This window comes from Micromonospora sp. BL1, assembly GCF_003667485.1.
In the GTDB taxonomy this organism is placed as follows: Bacteria; Actinomycetota; Actinomycetes; order Mycobacteriales; family Micromonosporaceae; genus Micromonospora; species Micromonospora tulbaghiae.
This window is the reverse complement of record NZ_RCVK01000317.1, coordinates 15,528-33,132: the sequence shown is the minus strand read 5'-3', so window position 1 is coordinate 33,132 and position 17,605 is coordinate 15,528. Positions and strand designations below refer to the sequence as shown.

General features: G+C 71.0%; 16 protein-coding genes and 1 pseudogene. 14 read left to right on the top strand and 3 right to left on the bottom strand.

The window, feature by feature from the left end; genetic code table 11:
- The 3 genes and pseudogenes from EAD96_RS24020 to EAD96_RS24010 form a co-directional block, all read left to right on the top strand.
- Nucleotides 1-598, top strand: a pseudogene (locus EAD96_RS24020) (acyl transferase); the annotation flags it as partial.
- Nucleotides 599-1,097: 499 nt separating this feature from the next.
- Complete coding sequence (locus EAD96_RS24015) at nt 1,098-1,916, top strand: Crp/Fnr family transcriptional regulator (RefSeq protein WP_255499003.1); 819 nt, start codon at nt 1,098-1,100, stop codon at nt 1,914-1,916.
- Entirely contained in the window at nt 1,913-3,193 is a 1,281-nt protein-coding gene (locus EAD96_RS24010) for a cation:proton antiporter (protein WP_121685863.1), read from the top strand. The genes EAD96_RS24015 and EAD96_RS24010 overlap by 4 nt, the downstream gene beginning before the upstream one ends.
- An 11-nt stretch (nt 3,194-3,204) precedes the next feature.
- On the opposite strand, the gene EAD96_RS24005 is transcribed toward EAD96_RS24010, so the two are convergent.
- Nucleotides 3,205-3,744 (bottom strand): DUF1697 domain-containing protein, encoded by a 540-nt coding sequence (locus tag EAD96_RS24005; protein WP_120569394.1) that lies wholly within the window; start codon nt 3,742-3,744, stop codon nt 3,205-3,207.
- 126 nt (nt 3,745-3,870) lie between these two features.
- Here EAD96_RS24005 and EAD96_RS24000 point away from each other — a divergent pair, with 126 nt between their 5' ends.
- From EAD96_RS24000 to EAD96_RS23990, 3 genes are all read left to right on the top strand, one after another.
- Nucleotides 3,871-5,112 (top strand): hydroxymethylglutaryl-CoA synthase family protein, encoded by a 1,242-nt coding sequence (locus tag EAD96_RS24000; RefSeq protein WP_120569393.1) that lies wholly within the window; start codon nt 3,871-3,873, stop codon nt 5,110-5,112.
- Between the two features lie 23 nt (nt 5,113-5,135).
- A complete protein-coding gene (locus EAD96_RS23995) occupies nt 5,136-6,620 on the top strand; it encodes a class I adenylate-forming enzyme family protein (RefSeq protein WP_120569392.1) in 1,485 nt (494 codons plus the stop codon).
- A 144-nt stretch (nt 6,621-6,764) separates the two neighbouring features.
- Nucleotides 6,765-7,178, top strand: coding sequence for a DUF4260 domain-containing protein (locus EAD96_RS23990; protein WP_121685862.1), 414 nt, complete (start codon nt 6,765-6,767; stop codon nt 7,176-7,178).
- Between the two features lie 9 nt (nt 7,179-7,187).
- Here EAD96_RS23990 and EAD96_RS23985 read toward each other — a convergent pair whose 3' ends face one another.
- Nucleotides 7,188-7,838, bottom strand: coding sequence for a M23 family metallopeptidase (locus EAD96_RS23985; protein WP_233586150.1), 651 nt, complete (start codon nt 7,836-7,838; stop codon nt 7,188-7,190).
- A 124-nt stretch (nt 7,839-7,962) separates the two neighbouring features.
- On the opposite strand from EAD96_RS23985, the gene EAD96_RS23980 reads away from it, so the two are divergent.
- The 6 genes from EAD96_RS23980 (at nt 7,963) to EAD96_RS31045 (ending at nt 14,013) form a co-directional block, all read left to right on the top strand.
- Nucleotides 7,963-8,658: an NUDIX domain-containing protein gene (locus tag EAD96_RS23980; RefSeq protein WP_233586149.1), complete on the top strand. Its 696-nt coding sequence runs from the start codon at nt 7,963-7,965 to the stop codon at nt 8,656-8,658.
- A gap of 83 nt (nt 8,659-8,741) precedes the next feature.
- Nucleotides 8,742-9,488, top strand: a complete 747-nt coding sequence (locus EAD96_RS23975; RefSeq protein ID WP_121685860.1) for a hypothetical protein — start codon at nt 8,742-8,744, stop codon at nt 9,486-9,488.
- A gap of 178 nt (nt 9,489-9,666) precedes the next feature.
- Nucleotides 9,667-11,232 (top strand): hypothetical protein, encoded by a 1,566-nt coding sequence (locus tag EAD96_RS23970; protein ID WP_121685859.1) that lies wholly within the window; start codon nt 9,667-9,669, stop codon nt 11,230-11,232.
- 10 nt (nt 11,233-11,242) lie between these two features.
- Nucleotides 11,243-12,334, top strand: a complete 1,092-nt coding sequence (locus EAD96_RS23965; protein ID WP_121685858.1) for a hypothetical protein — start codon at nt 11,243-11,245, stop codon at nt 12,332-12,334.
- Between the two features lie 156 nt (nt 12,335-12,490).
- The gene (locus EAD96_RS23960) at nt 12,491-13,717 is read left to right on the top strand and encodes an alpha/beta hydrolase (RefSeq protein ID WP_233586148.1); all 1,227 of its coding nucleotides are present in this window, start codon (nt 12,491-12,493) and stop codon (nt 13,715-13,717) included.
- Nucleotides 13,718-13,869: 152 nt separating this feature from the next.
- Nucleotides 13,870-14,013: a hypothetical protein gene (locus EAD96_RS31045; RefSeq protein ID WP_158614815.1), complete on the top strand. Its 144-nt coding sequence runs from the start codon at nt 13,870-13,872 to the stop codon at nt 14,011-14,013.
- Here the strand turns inward: EAD96_RS31045 and EAD96_RS30895 are convergent.
- Nucleotides 13,984-14,682 carry a hypothetical protein gene (locus tag EAD96_RS30895; protein WP_147457922.1) on the bottom strand — a complete coding sequence of 233 codons (699 nt, stop codon included), beginning with the start codon at nt 14,680-14,682 and terminating at the stop codon, nt 13,984-13,986. The genes EAD96_RS31045 and EAD96_RS30895 overlap by 30 nt on opposite strands.
- A gap of 244 nt (nt 14,683-14,926) precedes the next feature.
- On the opposite strand from EAD96_RS30895, the gene EAD96_RS23950 reads away from it, so the two are divergent.
- Entirely contained in the window at nt 14,927-16,075 is a 1,149-nt protein-coding gene (locus EAD96_RS23950; protein WP_158614814.1) for a CHAT domain-containing protein, read from the top strand.
- Between the two features lie 146 nt (nt 16,076-16,221).
- Nucleotides 16,222-17,529, top strand: a complete 1,308-nt coding sequence (locus EAD96_RS23945; protein ID WP_121685855.1) for a hypothetical protein — start codon at nt 16,222-16,224, stop codon at nt 17,527-17,529.
- Nucleotides 17,530-17,605 lie beyond the last annotated feature (76 nt).

Sequence of the window (17,605 nt, the reverse complement as noted above, 5' to 3'; positions counted from 1 at the left end):
GATCGGGGTGGCCGGGGTGGGCACCCCGGCGGCCGTCGCCGCCGCCTTCGCGCTCGGTGCCGACTTCGTGGTCACGACGACGGTGAACCAGTGCACCGCCGAGGCCGCCACCTCGGACGCGGCGAAGGACCTGCTCGCCGCGCTCGACGTCACGGACGTCCGCGAGGCGCCCGATCCGGACCTGTTCGAGCTCGGCGCGCGGTCTCCGGTGGCGCACCGGGGCACGCTGTTCGCCGCTCGTGCCGAGGAGCTGTACCGGATGTTCCTGCGTTACGACCGGCTGGCCGACGTCGGTCCCCGGCGGCTGGCCGAGCTGGAGCGGACGCACTTCGGCCGCCCGCTGGACGAGGTGCGCGCCGGTCTCGGCGTCGCGGGGCGGGACGACCGGGGTGTGCTCGCGTCGGTCTGCGCCGCCTACTGCCGGGAGGCCACCGCCGCGGCCCTGCGCGGCACGCCGGGTCAGCGGCTGAACTACCGGGTGCCGGCCTCCACCGACGTCGGGGCGTTCAACCGGCTCGTCGCGGCGGAGCCGCTGGCCGACTGGCGGGCCCGGCACGCCGAGCTGGTCACCGAGCGTCTGCTCAGCGAGGCAAATTGACCTAAATCCTTAAAAAGGCCAGCCGGTTCCCATTCCGCTGACAATCACCCCCTACGAACCGACCCGAGGTCACAAAATGCCTGGTCATTGCTCTGCGTAGACACCCGTCACCCAATTAGTTACGATGGCGGCGGGCATTAATACCGCTCGATCGAGCAGTATGTGCAACCGTCGCCCACACCCTCCGGAAGGCCCCTTGCATGCATTTGCTTCACTGGATGAACGCGTCCCGAACGTGGAAGGAATCAGACACCACGGATCGATGGACATCGCAGGTCGCGCCATGCCTTCACCCGGTCTGACGCCCTTCACCTGCGGATATGTGGCGAACCCGCCCCGGCGCCGGGCACGCGGCGCACCGAGGGCGGCCAACGGGACGAACGGCCGGCACGGGCCGTAATGCAATTCCGACAGTATGCCGACAGCACGCTGACAAATTACTTGCCGGCGTTGCGGCTGCACTGTCAACGATTGATAGCGTCACGCATTTAACCAGCGAATGTTCAGGAACCTGACAACACGCCCGAGCACCGACATCGGGCGCCAGGAGGCCTCCTTGCGAATCGCCGGCGCCACCACCAGTTTGCGTAACGAGCTGAATCGGCTGATCCGGGACGACCCGACTTTCGCCGTCCGCACACATGTCCCCCGAGGCGGGGCCGCCTACAACTCCGGCGACCACGATCTGCGGATGTACCTCGTGGAGGTCGGACAGTTCAAGACCATCGCGTCCTCCGCCGACGGCAAGCAGTGCCTGCTGTCGATCCACACCCGGGGCGACATGTTCGGCGAGCTCGGTCTGCTCGGCGGACCACGCCACGACACCGCCCGGGCCATGCGCGACAGTGTGATCAGGAGAGTCAACTCGGCGAAGCTGTTCGACGTGCTGAGCAGCGACGAGCAGCTCAACTGGCACTTCACCCGGTTCCTCATGGCCAAGCTGCTCGACCAGCAGCAGGCCATCACCCAACTGGTCACCATGGACAGCGAACACCGGCTGGCCGCGACCCTGCTGCGACTGGCCCGCAAGGTGGGCCGCCGGCTCAACCTCGGCATGCAGATCGACGCGAAGATCACCCAGGAGGAGCTGGCCAGCATGGTCGGCACCACCCGGTCCCGCGTCGGGCTGTTCCTCAAGCACTTCCGAGCCGCGAAGCTGGTGGATCAGCTGCCTGGCGGCTATCTCCTGATCAACGAGCCGGCGCTGACCCGGTACGTGGAGTGCGGGCAGTACGAGCCCGCCCGGTGGGGCGCCGACCCGATCCGGCCGGTGAACGGCGCGCGCCTGCTGCGCGGCGAACGGGAGCTGTCCGCGTGAGCGCCGTCCTGGTCTCCCTGCACGGAGCCGCGCTGCTCGTGGCGCTCCTGCTCGTCGGCGGGGCCGGACGAGCCGCGGCGCGGCTGTTGCGGCAGCCGCCGGTGATCGGCGAGATCGTCGCCGGTCTCCTCGTCGGCCCGGCCCTCGTCCTGTTCGCCGGTCACGACGGGCTGGCGGCGGTGCTGCCGGAGGACGTACGCGCGCTCCTGCGCCTGGTCGCCGAGGGCGCGCTGGTGCTCTTCCTGGTCGGCCTCGCGCGTGAGCTACGGGTCGGGCCGGCGCGCGACGACCGCAGGCTGGCCTGGGTGACCGCCGGGGCGCTCGTCCCGGCGCTGGTCTGCGGTGTGCTGGTCGCGCTGTGGGTGCAGTTCGTCGCCGGCCCGGCCGTACGCGGCGACGCGCCGATGCCGGCCTTCGTGCTGGGCGTCGCGGTGACGCTGTCCATCACCGCCGTACCGGTGCTGGCGCGGCTGCTGACCGAGCGGGGCCTGACGGAGACGGCGGCCGGGGCCCTCGCGCTGGCCGCCGCCGTGGTCGTCGACGTCATCGGCTGGCTGCTGCTGTCCCTGGCCGTCGGGCTGGGCGCCGGGGACCCGGCGACCTTCGGCCGTGCGATGGCGGTCCTCGCCGGAGCGTTGCTGCTGGCCGGCGGGATCCGATGGGTGCTGCGCCGCGGCCGGGCGGAACTGTGGTGCGGCCGGTGGCCGGCCGCCAGTGCCGTGGTGCTCGGCGTGGTGGCTCTCGTGGTCGGCTTCGGCGTCCACCTCCTCGGGCTGACCGCGGTGTTCGGCGCGATCCTGGTCGGCCTGGCGGTGCCGCCCGGCGAGCCCTGGGACGCGCCGACCGCCGCAGTGTCGCGGCTCGGGCGGTCGCTGCTGCCGATCTTCTTCGTGAGCGCCGGGCTCACCGCGCTGACCGGCGCGGTCGGCAGCACGCCGTGGTCGCTGGTGGTCGTCGTCCTCGCCCTCGGCCTGGTCGGGAAGATCGGCGGCGGCTATCTCGGCGGCCGGCTCGGCGGCTGCCCGCCCGCGGAGGCCGCCCGGATCGGCATCCTGCTCAACACGCGCGGGCTGACCGAGCTCATCGTGCTCCAGGTCGCGTTCCAGGCCGGCATCCTCAGCCCGCCGCTGTTCCTCGCCCTGCTCGTCATGGCGCTGGTCACGACGCTGCTCACCGGCCCGCTGCTGTCGCTGGCGGACCGGTTCGGTCAGGGCGCCGACGCCGGCGACAGCGCCTCGGGCGCCGTGTCCGGCCCGTCAGTGGTGAGCCCTCGATGACTGGTACGCGGTCAGGCCGCCGCCATGTCGCGCAGCTTCAGCACCGAGCGCCAGTTGCGGGTCGTCCCGACCACGCCGGTCTTCTTCTCCACGAAGGCGTTGCTGAGCTTGCTGCGCCCGTACCCGTCGGGAACGTGCACGAACACGTCCCGGCCGAGCAGCGTCAGCGTGCCGGTCTCGCCGGGCGGGGCGGCGAGCGCCGCCTGCTTGTCCGCGCCGGGATCGCTGCTGAGCATCGTGACGAGCAGCTTCGTGTGATCGGTCTGCACGTCGAGGTACGGGTTGGCGGCGATCATCGCGTCGAGTTCGGCCAGGCTGCGCAGCAGCACCGGCACGTCGCGGCCCCACCGCTGCTTGATGCCCCGGTCGATCTCGGCCAGGATCGCGACCTCGTCGGTCTCGGGGCAGCCGAACACGACGTTGCCGCTCTGGATGTACGTCGCCACGCCGTCGAAGCCGCAGGAGACGAAGACCTCTTTCAGCTCCGTCATCACCATCGAGCTACCGCCACCGATGTTCACCGCGCGCAACAGAGCGACGTATCTCGTCATGACCCGGGATGGTAACCGGCCGGGCCGGTCGCGGGCGCTCAACTCTGAGCAGACACGCCCGGCCCGGGGCCGTACAACGTCAGGGACCGCGACGGTGAGGAATCCACGAAGAGGAGAGGCCCGAGGATGATCACCACGGCGGTCGGCATCGAGGATCTCCACGTCTACCCCGGGCGGGCGTACGTCGACGTGCCGGGCCTGTTCGAGGCGCGCGGCCTGGACCCGTCGCGGCTGCCGAACCTGATGATGCGCCGCCGGTCGGTGAGCCTGCCCTGCGAGGACCAGGTGACCCACGCCGTCAACGCCGCCCGGCCGCTGGTCGACGCGCTGTCGCCGGAGCAGCGGGAGGCGATCGAACTGGTGGTGGTGGCCACCGAGTCGGGGCTGGACTTCGGCAAGCCGATCAGCACCTACGTCCACGACCTCCTCGGCCTGCCGCCGCGCTGCCGGTCGTTCGAGGTCAAGCACGCCTGCTACGGCGGCACCGCGGCCCTGCAGAGCGCGGCGGCGATCATCGCCGCGAGCCCGGCGCCGGACGCGCGGGCGCTCGTGGTCGCCACCGACATCGCGGGCGTCGCGGCGGCCGGCAGCTACTTCGAGCCGTCGGAGGGCGCCGGCGCGGTCGCGATGCTGGTCAGCCGGACGCCCGACGTGCTGCGGCTCGACCTGGGCGCCAGCGGGTACCACACCCAGGAGGTGATGGACACGCTACGGCCCCGGCCGGACGTCGACGTGGTGAACTCCGACCTGTCCCTGCTCGCCTATCTCACCTGCCTGGAACGGTGCTTCGCCGCCTACCGGGACCGCGTCGAGGGCGCCGACATCGTCACCACGTTCGACCACCTCGTCTTCCACATCCCCTTCGCCGGGATGGTCAAGGGCGCCCACCGCACGCTGCTGCGCAAGACCAAGGGCATGGCACCGGCCGACATCGACCGGGACTTCGCGGCGCGGGTGGCCCCGTCGCTGTCGTACACCAGCGAGATCGGCAACCTCTACTCCGGTTCGCTCTACCTCGCGCTGTGCTCGCTGATCGACCACGCCGACTTCACGGTGGCCCGCCGCATCGGCCTGTTCTCCTACGGCTCCGGCTGCGGGTCCGAGTTCTTCAGCGGGGTCGTCACGGAGCGCGCCGCCGGCCGGCTCGCGGCCCGCCCGCTCGCCCGCGCCGTCGAGGAGCGCCGCCGGCTCACCGTCGCCGAGTTCGACGAGTGGAGCCGGCACACCGCCGACCGTGCCTTCGGTGTCCGCGACGCCGTCCTGGACACCGGCCCCTACCGGTCCGTGCTGGACAGCCACGTGGCCGGCCGGGGCCTGCTGCTGCTCGACCGGATCGAAGACTTCCACCGCGTGTACCGGTGGAGTTGAGCGCGCCATCCGAGGGAGGACCCATGAGTGTGCCCACGTCCGCGGTCGTCGTGCCCGACCTGCTCCGGCACCGCACCGGCCTGATGCCCGAGCAGGAGGCGATAAACGTCCGCGGCAAGACGGCGATCACCTACGGCGACTGGGACCGGCGCTCGAACGCCGTCGCCCGCGCGGTGCTCGACCGGCTCGGCGGCACCGGCCGGGGCGCCCGGGTGGCGCTGCTGTTCGGCGGCGACGACTGGATCGACTACGCGGTCGCCTACCTCGGCGTGCTCAAGGCCGGCGCCACCGCCGTACACGTGAACGACACGATGCCGGCGGTGGAACTGCGCCGCCGGTTCGACCAGTGCGCGGTGGCCGGCGTGATCCGCGGCGCGGCGCTGCCGCCGTGGCGGGACGACGCCGGACGCTGGTCGGTGGTCGTCGCGGACCTCGACCAGGGCGACAGCGGCGCCGTCGACACCGGCGTCACCCCCGAGGACATCTCCGACATCCTCTACACCTCCGGCACCACCGGCCCGGCGAAGCCGTTCACCAACCCGCACGGCAACCTGACGTACGGGCGCGGATCCGCCGCCCTCGGGCAGCTGGTCGACCCCGCGCCGCTGCTCGCGCCGATGCCGCTGGGCACCACGTCGAGCGCGACGACCGTCGCGGTGCTGGCCACCACGACGCCGTCACCGCTGATCGTGTGCTCGCCGGACGACCCGGAGGAGATCGCCCGCCTGCTCGCCACGCACGGCTGCGCGACGCTCATCCTGACCCCGTGGACCGCGATCCGGCTCGCCGCCATCCGCCCGCAGGACCGCTACGACCTCGGCTCGGTCAAGACCATCGGCAACGCGTCGGCGATCATGCCGCCGCGCATCGCCCGCGACCTGCTCGCCGCCATGCCGAACGCCACCATCGCCAACGCCTACGCGCAGTCCGAGGCGGTGCCGGCGATCATCCTGGGCAACGTCGACCCGGACCGGCCGATGTGGCTGGGACGCCCCGGACGCGGCACCGAGATGCGCGTCGTCGACCCGCAGGGCGAGCCGCTGCCGCCGGGTGAGCTCGGCGAGGTGTGGCTGCGCTGCGAGGCGCCCAAGCGGCTGTACCTCGACCAGGCGCTCAACGCCCGCGTCCACGCCGGCGGATGGACCCGCACCCGCGACCTCGGACGCGCCACAGCCGACGGCGAGCTGTTCCTGTTCGACCGGATGACCGACGTGATCACCACGGACGGGAAGCTCGTGTCGTCGCTGGAGGTCGAGGCCGCGCTCTACGACCACCCCTCGGTACGCGAGGCCACGGTCATCGCGCTGCCCGACCCGGAGCACGGCGAGATCGTCGCCGCCGTCGTGGCCGCCGATCCGGCCCTGGACGACGCGACGCTCACCGCGTTCCTCGCCGAGCGGCTGGAGCCGCACCAGGTTCCCGCCCGCATCCACCGCCTCGACGCGCTGCCCCGCGGCGGCACCGGCAAGGTGCTCAAGTTCCAGTTGCGGCAACGCTTCGCCGGCTGACCGTCGCGATCGTCGCCGGCGCGCGGCCTCCGCCGCGTACCCTGTCGGGGCCGGTGACGGCGCGAGCCGGCTGCCGTCGGCCACCTCGGCCACCGGGGTGATCGGGCCCTGAGCGGTGGCCACGGACAGACAGCGAGGTGGGAGATGCCGCAGCTGAACCCGGTCGCGGCGCAGCGCGCGGAGGCCGTCGCCGTCGCGGCCCTCGCCGTCGTCGTGACCGTCGCGGCCGGGTACCCGTGGTGGTCGCTGCTCGCCCTGTTCCTCGTCTTCGACCTGTCCATGCTCGGCTACCTGCGCGGGCCGCGCGTCGGCGCCGCCTGCTACAACGTGGCGCACTCGTACACGTTGCCGGCGGTGCTCGGCGCGGTGGCCGTGGCGGCGGCCGCGTCCGGCGACCGGATCGACTGGCTCGGCGTCCTGGCCGTCGCGTGGGTGTTCCACATCGCCGTCGACCGCGCCCTGGGCTACGGCCTCAAGACGACCGAGGGGTTCGAGCACACCCACCTCGGCCGGATCGGGAAGGCCCGCCGTGCCGGGCCGGCCGCCGACGAACGCTGACGGCCCCGGTCACGGGCGCGTCGGCGGGCAGTTCGCGCTCGTCAGCCGCACCGAGTACTCGCGGTCGTCGGACGTGATCCCGGACGGTACGCCGTCGAAGTACGCCTCCACCTTCTCCCAGCCCCGGCGCTGCTCGTAGTGCAGGTGCGGGGCGCCGGAGTTCCCGGTGCTGCCCACGCGCCCGAGCTGGTCGCCCCGGGCCACCCGCTGCCCGGCCTTCACCGACGGCGGTTCGAGCAGGTGCAGGTACTGCGTCTCCCACTTCCCACCGTGGTCGATCTTGACCCAGTAACCGCCGCCGCGTCCCCGCGGCCCGTCCGGATCCTCAGGGGTACGACCGCCCAGCGAGCCGTTGATCCCCGCCACCGTGACGGTGCCGGCGGCGGAGGCGAGCACCGGCCGTCCCCACGCCTCCCCGGAGGTCGGGAAGAGGTCGACGTCGTAGTCGTCGTGCCCCGGATAGGTGGACAGGCGCCACGTCTCGCCGCAGGCCACCGGAAGCTGGAAGTCCGGTCGCGGGCCGGGTGGCCGCACCAGCGGCACCACGACCGCCGCGGCGGCGGCGAGCACCGCGAGGACGCCGACGACCAGCAGGACGCGCGGGACAAGGCGGCGCGGCCCACGGGGGAGCCCGGCATCGTAAGGACGGTCGGTGGCCACCGTCGACAGCATGACACGCCCGGGCCGGACGCCGCGCCCGACCGTTCGAGGCCGACGGTGCAAGGAGTCGCCCAGGCCACAACCTCGCCTTATTGTCATAAAAACACTAAGATACGCTCACCGAGTGACGACCCGTGACCACGCCCAGCTGCGCATCGCAGTCGATCTCGCCATCCTGACTGTTCGCGAAGGCGCCCTCCAGGTACTCGTCATCACCAGAGGCAACGAGCCGTTCGCCGGTCAGCCCGCCCTGCCGGGGGGCTTCGTCCGCATCGACGAGGACCTCGACGCTGCTGCGGTGCGCGAACTACGCGAGGAGACGGACCTCGACGGCACCGGTCTTCACCTTGAGCAATTCGGCGTCTACGGCGAGCCGCAACGCGATCCCCGGGGCCGGGTCGTGAGCGTGGCGTACCTCGCCATCATGCCCGACCTGCCCCTACCGACTGCCGGCTCAGACGCAAGTGGCGCCGAGTGGGTGGCGCTCGACCGGGCGCGGGGAAGCCTTGCGTTCGACCACGATCGAATCCTCGACGACGCCTTGGAGCAGGCGCGCCGACGGCTGGAGCTGACGACCCTGGCAACCGCGTTCTGTCCGTCCGAGTTCACCATCGGAGACCTGCGCTCGGTCTACGAGACCGTCTGGGGCCAGACGCTGGACCCACGCAACTTCAGCCGCAAGGTCCACAACACGAAGGGCTTCATCAAGCCCACCGGCGGCAGGCGCCTGCCCCCCACCGGCCGGCCGGCCGCGCTCTATCGCGCCGGAACGTTGACCAGGCTCAATCCGCCAATCTTCCGCCCCGGTCGCGAACTCTAGTTATTGTCCGGCAGACATTAAGGCGATACGCTCGCCGTGTCGGTATCACTGCTCGCCTACGAGGTGGTACAGAAATGTCTCGCTTGCGCCAGCTCGACCTCGTGATCACCATCGCAGCAGCCGTCGCCGTCGGCCTGCTCGGCGCCTTCGGCATGGTCGGGCCGGCAGTCACCGGCGGGGCCACCCTGACCACACTGGGGCTGCTCGCGGTCAGCTCCCTGCATGGTCGATCGATGCTCACCGGACTCACCAACTCCGTCCGGCAGCTCACCCGGAAGATCGGCGATCACGCCAGCGCCGACCGCGTGCTGAGCCCGTCGGCCTCCGGGGCAGACCTCGACCTCCGCTCGGCCGCCGACATCAGAATGACGGGCGTGACCCTGGCGCGGACCCTGCGCAATCACTACGCCGAACTCCGGCTACGGCTCGAGGCCGGGGCGACCGTACGCATCGCCCTCATCGCCCCGCACGTGGCCACTCTCGCCGAAGCAGCCCGGCGCAGCACGGTCGCGAACAACCCGGCGATATTCGAGCACCGGCTGAACGCGACCCTCGACCTGATCGACTCCCTGGCCGACCGGCCGGCCACCCGCACCGGCCGGCTGGAGGTCCGCCTTCTGGATTTCGTACCGGCATTCGGACTTGTGGCAGTCGATCCCAGCACCTCCACCGGCCGGGCGCAGGTCGACATCTACTCGCACCGGTTCGGTGTCCCCGAGCCGATGCTGTCGCTGCAACCAGATCGTGATCCACGCTGGTTCGGCCACTTCCTCGCCGAGTTCGACCGCATCTGGACGATCGGCAAGCCCTACGAGCCGGCTCGGCGCTGAGCCGGCTCGTCCGCTTCCCATCCGCCTGAATCCTCTCAGCCGTCACCCGGACGAGTTCCGACTCCGGGCCCGCCGACGTTCGTGCACATCGAGATGAGCAATGGACGGTCCGATGCCCCTATCTACGCTCCGACCCATCCCGCCGGCCACGGCGCCCGCTGAGGCCGCGCCGGCAGAGTTGACCGCCGCCACGCGATACCTCAGCGTCGGCGCGTACGTCAGTGCCACCTTTCGAGACCGCTGCCTACGGGAGGTCTACTACCAGGACCGGCGCTTCACCGCGCCGTCCTACGGGTTCGACCTGGTCACCGTGCTCGAACACTGCCTGCGTGCCCGCAACCTGGCGATGTGGCGGGACGCATCGATAGTTCTCGTATTCGCCACCGGCGCCTACCTCAACTGGATCGCTGCCGCCTCGGTCGCCGTCGCGATGGTGTGCCTCCGCGTGACGGAAGCCGCCTGGCGGCTGATCCGCGACTTCCTCGCGCGGGTACGCACCGGTTCCGCCGTCGACACGACCAGAAGCCCGCGCCGCGGTCTTGTGCTCCTGCTCCGCTGGGCGGCGACCTGGATCGTCTTCATCATCCTGGCCGGCAAGGCATTGGCGGCCGCCACCGCCGGCGCCGGCAGTGTGCGCAACGGTGCGGCGCTGCTCGTGGCGCCGGCCGCACTTCTGATACCTGTGGTGTTCGCGTTGTGCCGCCAGAAGCGGATCGAAGACTTCACGGCGTACGGCGATCCGCCGCCGATCCGGTGGAACGAGCGCAAGCGGACGATCAGCCGGCAGCAGGCCGGCAACACTGTGGTCTACAGCAACTTCGAGCCGTTCATCGGCGCCGGCGACGTCGTGTCGACCTGGGGCTTCGCCCAGCGACTCGTACGCAAGCAGCCGTCGGACCCGGCCGGGATGTTCGGACAGCCGACGGAGGGTGAGCGCGAGTTCGACGAACCTCCGTTCAACGCCGGGCAGATCGTCTCCTATGTTCGGCACCACCTGCGGCAACTCACCTCCACGGCGCTGCCGGAGATGTCCATCCCCGATCTGACAGTCGAGGACCGGGTCTTCCAGTCCGCCAGGGAGGACGGACCACGGACCACATTCACCGGCCCGCAGGAGATGGCCGAGATCATTCGCAACCCCACCAACCCGGCACGGCACTACCTCGCCTGTCAGGTCGTCTCCTGGGGAGGCGACGTCGTCACCACCGTCTACGTTCACATCGCGGTTCAGGGACGCTCCCTCTACCTGGAGGTCACCAGCACCACCATCGCCCCCTGCAACGAGCGGTATCGGATCGTCGACGCCGACGCCGGCACCGGCCCTCGCGCCTGGCTCCGGGCCGCGTTGCACGGCGCCCGCCACACTCCGCGTACCGTCATCCGGGCTCCGAGCCGCCTGGTCCGGGCCCTGGTCGACATGTCCGGGCACGGCAGCATCACGCGTCGCGGAACGTCGCGCCGGCGCAAGGACTACGGGGCCGTGGTCAGCGTCCGCGAGATGGGCAGCCGGGACAGACTCCGGAACTTCACGCAGCACCAGGACATCCTCAAGTTCCGGCGCCTGATCGAAAGCCGGGTGTTCGCGCACGTGCTGGACTTCCTCGACGACCACGACGTCGACACGTCCGAGGTACGCGACCAGCGGGCCAACATCCTCTACAACAGCGGCATCCTCGTCGGCGGTGACATGAAACTGAACCGGAGCAGCGTCAGCAACCAGACATCGGAACCACCGAACGGCTGAAGGGACAGCTATGCCCGAGAACAGCGGCATCTCCGTCGGCGGAGACATGATCCTGCACCACAGCCGTGTGACCAACGTCGTCCGGGCCGGAGGACGGAGCCGGCGACACCACGGAGTCGACGTCCTGATCATCACTGCCCTCGTCGAGGAGTACGACGCGGTGAAGCAGGTGCTCGGTTCGTCGCAGTGGGAGGAGCACGGCGTCGGAGGACCGGAGCCGTACGCCGTCAACAATGCCGGTGACCTCTCCGTGGCTCTGGCGCGACCGACCGCTATGGGTGGGCGCAGCACGGCCCCCATCGCCACGGCGCTCGCCGGCCTGCTGCAGCCCACCTGTCTGGCGATGAGCGGGGTGTGCGCGGGCAGGCCGGGTGCGACGGCACCCGGAGACGTCATCGTCGCCTCGCCTGCCTATCAGTGGGATGAGGGCAAGTACGGAAAGGATGCGTTTCAGCCCGACCACCAGCAGATCCCGCTCGACAGCCGATGGATAAGGGCAGTTCAGAACTTCGATCCGTCCGGCTTGCCGAGTCACGGCACCGCCGACGACGAGGAGGCGAAGGTCTGGCTTCTTGAGCGGCTCCTCAAGGCGCAGAACCCCCGCACACATCCCGCTCGCGAGCGGTACTTTCCCCGGTCGACCTGGCAGTCACGACTGTCGCGATGGGAGGTCGAGGGACTGATCGCGTGGCACGACGGTGCACTCGCGTTGACGGCGAACGGCCGCACCCTCATCGAACGGGTCCTCTACAACGACGTCGATGGTCCGGATCGCCTGCCTTTCACCGTGGCTCCGGGGCCGATGGCCAGCGGCGCTGCGGTGATGGCGGCGCCGGACACCTGGAATCGCCTCGAGGTCAGCCAGCGCAAGATCCTCGCACTGGACCTGGAGGCGGCGACCATCGCCACTGTCGCGCACGAACGGCAGGTGCCGCACTGGCTGGTCGCCAAGGGCGTGATGGATCACGCGGATCTGGAGAAGGACGACCGGTTCAAGGCATTCGCCGCCCGGGCCTCGGCCGAGGTGATCATGGCATTGCTCGGAGAACTGCTGAGACCACAGCCGCCTCTTCCCCTGCGGCCCGGCCGGCCGGGTGAGTGAACTGCCGGAGGCGCTGGAGGGAATCGGCCCTCAGACCTCGCCGATCGGTCGCGCCCGCACCTGGGAAGCGAGACTGACCGCCAGCGGACCGTGCTGGTTCGCGGGCCGGATGCGGCAGCGGTGGTGTGGATGACCGCGCGCCCTATCATCAATGCGATGGACGAGTCACGCGTTCTGGTCGACGCTGTCGGCGCGATGTGGCCGGAGGAGCCGGGGCCCGAGGAGGCCGCGATCGAGTCCGCCCTGGTCGACGCGCTGCGCGAGTTGGACTCCGCCGGCCCGGACGAGGTCGAGAGCGCGCAGGATCGCGTCCTGGCTGTCCTGGGCGAGGCACCCGGCCTGCACCGCCGCGTCGAGTCGGCGATTCTGGCGGCCCTACTCGGTGCCGAGCGCGGCGTCGGAGCCCCGCAGTCGCCGGGCGTGACGGAGCGGCGCAGCGAGGTCGAGATCGCCTACGCCACCGACCGGGCACCCACCCCCGCTCCGGACGGGTTCTACGGCCGGAGCCGCGACCGCACCCTGCGATGCGGCAGGGCGTGGGTAGCGCTTCCCGACGACCATCGGATCGGCAGGCTTCCCCGGCCGAAGCGGCGATGGCGCCTCCGGTTCCGCAAGCCCGGGGACACGGGCCTGCGCCTGGAGGAGTCGGAGAGCCTCACCGCCACCGTCAGCGGGATGCGGGATCGGGCACCCGGCCGGGACGTGCTGGTCTTCGTACACGGCTACAACGTGTCGTTCGTCGATGCCGTGCGGCGTACCGCGCAGCTCGCGTACGACGTGGACTTCGGCGGTGTGCCGGTCCTCTACAGCTGGCCGTCCGCCGGCTCGCCGGCAGCCTACGTCGCCGACGGTGCGGCCGCCGACGGCACGCAGCGCCGGTTCCGCACGTTTCTCACCTCGCTCATGGAATCCACCGACGGCGGCCGGGTGCACGTCATCGCGCACAGCATGGGCAACCGCATCCTCACCGAGGCGCTCAGCGGTCTGACCGGCTACGAGCTGGGGCACGTCGTGTTCGCCGCGCCGGACCTCGACTCGGAGCAGTTCCGGGACCGGGTCGCCGACTTCTCGGGCACCGCCGAACGCTACACGCTGTACGTCAACGACAGAGACCTCGCCCTCGCCGCCTCCGGCTCACACGTGCTCGCCAACGCCCCCCGTGCAGGCGAGGGCGGCATCGACGACGTCGTCTTCGACGGAATCGACACCATCGACGCGAGCCGGGTCGAGACCGGCCTCCTGGGCCATTCCTACGCGATGGAGCGTCGGACGGTCGTCAGCGACATCCACCTCCTGATTCATCATGATCACCCGCCCGACAAGCGGCCCGGGCTGGGCCTGATGATGTCGAGGAACGGGCCGTACTGGGAGTTCCGGCCCTGAGTGAGGCCCGGCAGGAGCTGAACGAGGCCACCGACCTGCTCCGCGCGTACCAGCGGGACACGGGCCTGAGGTCGCGCCTGAACGAGTCGATCCGGCGGCTCGAGGAACTCCTGGACCGCCTACCCGACGGCGACGAGGTGCTTCCGGCCGCATTGACCAATCTGAGCGTGGCGCTGCGCCAACGCTCACCGGAAGACCTCGACGCCGCGATCGTCCACGCGGGCCGGTCGCTCGCGCTCACCGATCCGCAGGATCCCTGGTACGGCTCACGCGTCAACAACTACGGCGCGGCGTAACGTGCCCGGTACGGTCGCACGGCCGTCATCCGTGACCTCCGAGACGCGGTCGCCGCGCAGTTGCGCCTGCTCGACGAGGGTTTCGTCCCTGACGAGCATCGGCCCATGATCACCAGCAACGCCGCCCAGGGCCTGCGCGAGCTGTACGAGGTCACACTGGACCGGGCGTACCTCCGCGAGGCCGTCGCCCGGCACCGGACGGCGGTGCGCCTCGCCCGGCGTGCGGGTGACCAGGACCGGCTCGCCATGATTCTCCAGCACGCGGGCATCGCGACACGGCTCTGGCGGCCACATCGAGCGGGGATCCATGCGGCGATCGCGCTTCAGGAAGAGGCGCTCGCGCTCACCGGTCCGGCTGACATCCACCGGCCCGGCCGGGTGGGCAGCCTGGCCTGGTCCTGGCACGACCTCACCCGCCTCGACCCGAACGCGGCGACGACCGCGATAGCGCTGTTCGACGAGGCCCTCGCCGCGACACCGAGAGACTCCTCGGGACGCTCCGGCCTCCTGCTGGGTCGCGCGGGGGTCACGCGGCGGCTCGCGGACTTCGACGAGGCGCTCGCGGGTTTTCTGCGGTACGAGCCGATCGGTGCTCTCGGGGCGGCCTGCGAGGGCGCTCTCCAGGCGGTCCGGGACGGCGACGACGCGCGGGCACTCGACTTCTGCCACCACGGCCTCGAGGCACTCGGCGTCATCCTGCCCGGCCAGCTACTGCGTCGTGACCAGCGGAGCTGGCAGAAGCACGCCGAATCGCTGACCGCGCTCACCGCCCTGCTGCATGCGCGAGCCGGCGATCCCGTCGCGGCCACCCGCGTGGTCGACGTGCTCCGCGGCCGGGAGTCGCGCCTGCTGGCGGCGGCGGCACAGCTCGACCCCGAGGACGCCGATCCACGCGTACGCGGCCAGGAAGGCCGTGCAGGCCTGGCTCGATCGCGGCGGCCCGGCCACCGACGAACCTCTCGACTGTGTCCCCGGCCTGCCGCCCGTGCACATCGCCACCCGCCACGACCGGCACACGGTGTACCTCGTCTGCGAGGAACCCGGCGGGGCGGTCCTCGTCACCTACCCGGACGGCACGGCCGGCGTCCGTCTGCTGCCCGAGGTCACGCTCGATGCGGTCACTCGGCAACGGCGACGGCTGCGGCGCGCTTACGACCGCCGTACCGGCCTCCCGGCCGCTGTGGCACGTTGCGGCCGCTGGCTAAACCGGGCCGTGGCCCGGCCATTGCTCGACCTCGTACCCACCGACGCCCCACTGGTCGTTGTTCCATGCGGACCGTTCGCCGACCTCCCCCTGGTGGCGGCCCGCCGGCTGCTCGGCCGTCCCCTGCTGCTCGCCGCGAGTGGCCATGCCACTGCTGCCGTTCCGCCGCCGCCCGTGCCTGGCTCAGCCGTCGCGGTGCTGGGCACGACCTCCAGGATCAACTTCCTGCGTACGGCCGAGGCGGAAAGTCTGTCCCGGTATGCACCGACGACCATCGTGGCCGAGCGGGAACCGGCCGCCGCGCTGGCCGCGATCAAGGACAGCTCGGTCGTGCACTTCAGCACTCACGGAGTAGCCGGGCGGGCCGACGCCGTCGAGACCGCGTTGTACCTGCCGGGCGGCGAGGCCCTCCGCGCGTCCGAGATTCTGCGTGCCGACCTGTCCGCCGGGCCGCTGATCTTCCTGGCCAGCTGCGAGACGACAAGCCCTGACCCGAGCCTGCCCGACCAGACCTTCGGCCCGCCCGCCGCCTTCCTTCACGCCGGCGCCACCGCGGTCGTCGCCCCTCTGCTCTCCGTCAGCGAGGATGTCTCCGCGCTCATGGCCGCCCGTTTCTACCACGAGCTGAGTGGCGGTGGAGGCCCGCACGAAGCGCTTGCCCGCGCGCAAAAGTGGCTCAGTGGGTCTGGGATCGGCGACCAGTGCGCCTTCCTCGGCGAGGTGATCACCGCCGCCGAGAGCGCCGGCGAGCCGGTACCGGGTCTGCGATGTCTCGTAAGGGCCATCAAAGAGCATCCCGAACGTCATGCCGAGCTGACGGGCGGTTGGGCATGGGCCCTTTTCACGGTCTCGATCTGACCGGCTCCTTGGCGCGTCTGCCCGAGCCGTTCAAGACTCAGACGCATGACGCCGAGATCGCAGGAACCCATGCGACGGGGCATCGGCCGAGCGCGTGTCCGTCAGCTATCGCTGAAGGGCACCCGCGTACCGGCCAGGGAGACACCATGACGGCGGACACCATCGAACTGCTGCACCCGTCCGATGTCCTAGCCGGACGCGAGCTCGTGTCCGCGCCCGGGCGTTCTGCGGACGACCGGGACGTCCGGGTGATCGGCGACGCCGTCCGCTGCGGGCGCCCGGTGATCTACCCGGTACCGGGTCCGGACCTGCCGCCGGCGCTACAGCGGCGTGCCGGTGCCGGATACCGGTACGTGGGCGCCATCTTCGCGTTCGACCTCGGCGACCTCGGTGACGGCGAGCGCTACCAGGCGGTCCGGTTCGAGGTCGAGCTGGCCGACCGACGCGCCGTGGCGCTGCGGCTCGACGGTGACGGCGGCGCGCTCGGGCTGACCTTCGACAACGCCGGGCCGGCTCCGGCCTCCACGGCTGCCGCGCACACGGTCACCGCCACCCGCGCCCGGCCGGACTGGCTGCGCCGGCTGCTCAACCGACGGGGCGTTCCCCGCGCGTGGACGCTCGGCCTGCAGAACCACCGGTTCCGCTGGACGTACGAGGATCCGCGCAGCGCCCTCCTGTTGCCCCGTTCATACGCCGTGCACGCGCTGATCGAGGTCCCCGCAGACCTCGCGGAGATTCACGGCACGATCGACATGCACGTCGACGTGTCGACACGCGCGTCCACGGTTCTGCACGCCGACCTGCGTGACTCGATCGCCTTCAGCGAATCGGTCCCGGCCCTCACCGGCCCGGCCGACGTGACCGGCTCGGCGGCGGTCCGGCTCTGCATGGCCGCCGACGTGTCGGGTTACAGCAGCCGGACCAACGCCGAGACCGAACGGATCCAGGGTCTTCTCGTCGACATTCTCGCCCGGGCCCGTCGCGCCGCAGGCATCGCCGACTCCGCAGTGGCGCCGCAAGCGCACGGTGACGGCCAGTTCACGGTGCTGCCTCCCGGCATCGACGAGTCGGCGGTGATCCCACGCCTGATCGACGAACTCGGCACCGCCCTGCGCGAGGTGAACGCGGTCGCCACACCGGACGCTCGGCTGCGCCTGCGGCTGGCGCTCCATCGGGGTCTGGTCAAACCGGCATGCAACGGGTGGGTGGGCTCGTCGACCATTGCCGTGCACCGCCTTCTCGACAGCCCTCCGCTACGAACGGCGCTGCGCGAGCACGCCGCAGCCGACTTCGTCCTGGGCATCCCGGACGTGCTCTTCCAGGACGTGATCGTCCACGCCGCCGAACCGCCGCTGCCGAGCGACTTCACGCCGGTCGTCGTCGACCTGCCCGAGAAGAGCTTCGTCGAGCACTGCTGGGTGGCCGTCGGCACCACCTCGTCGGTGCGAGCCTGACGAGGACGCCGGCCGGCTGACGACCGCGCCACTGCCCCCTGCCGATTCCGGTTTCGGTCGGATTCCGCACGCCGTT

Bases quoted from the DNA above. Each gene is read 5' to 3' on its own strand.
- EAD96_RS24015 (WP_255499003.1), top strand. From the start codon at position 1,098: ATGTTCAGGAACCTGACAACACGCCCGAGCACCGACATCGGGCGCCAG.
- EAD96_RS24005 (WP_120569394.1), bottom strand. From the start codon at position 3,744: ATGACGAGATACGTCGCTCTGTTGCGCGCGGTGAACATCGGTGGCGGT.
- EAD96_RS24000 (WP_120569393.1), top strand. From the start codon at position 3,871: ATGATCACCACGGCGGTCGGCATCGAGGATCTCCACGTCTACCCCGGG.
- EAD96_RS23995 (WP_120569392.1), top strand. From the start codon at position 5,136: ATGAGTGTGCCCACGTCCGCGGTCGTCGTGCCCGACCTGCTCCGGCAC.
- EAD96_RS23990 (WP_121685862.1), top strand. From the start codon at position 6,765: ATGCCGCAGCTGAACCCGGTCGCGGCGCAGCGCGCGGAGGCCGTCGCC.
- EAD96_RS23965 (WP_121685858.1), top strand. From the start codon at position 11,243: ATGCCCGAGAACAGCGGCATCTCCGTCGGCGGAGACATGATCCTGCAC.
- EAD96_RS23960 (WP_233586148.1), top strand. From the start codon at position 12,491: ATGGACGAGTCACGCGTTCTGGTCGACGCTGTCGGCGCGATGTGGCCG.
- EAD96_RS23945 (WP_121685855.1), top strand. From the start codon at position 16,222: ATGACGGCGGACACCATCGAACTGCTGCACCCGTCCGATGTCCTAGCC.